Source organism: Promicromonospora kroppenstedtii DSM 19349 (genome assembly GCF_000515355.1).
GTDB classification, from domain to species: Bacteria; Actinomycetota; Actinomycetes; order Actinomycetales; family Cellulomonadaceae; genus Promicromonospora; species Promicromonospora kroppenstedtii.
In genome coordinates, this window is sequence record NZ_KI911699.1 from 2,491 (window position 1) to 2,764 (window position 274).

General features: G+C 73.7%; 1 protein-coding gene. It reads left to right on the top strand.

Annotated features, from left to right (window positions below):
- Positions 1-274, top strand: a 274-nt coding sequence (locus tag PROKR_RS18200) for a thiamine pyrophosphate-dependent enzyme (RefSeq protein WP_245605877.1), incomplete at both ends; no start/stop codon positions are given.

The window sequence follows — 274 nt, forward strand, 5'->3', positions numbered from 1 at the left end:
CGTGGGCGTGGCACACGCCGGGCGGCTGCGCGGGGAGCCCACGGTGGTGCTCGCGATGTGCGGCGACGGCGCCACGAGCGAGGGCGACTTCCACGAGGCGCTCAACTTCGCCGCGGTCTTCCGGGCGCCGGTCGTGTTCTTCGTGCAGAACAACCAGTACGCCATCTCGGTGCCGCTGTCCCGGCAGAGCGCCGCGCCCTCGCTCGCCCACAAGGGCGTGGGCTACGGCGTGCCCGGCGAGCTGGTGGACGGCAACGACCTCGCCGCGCTGCTG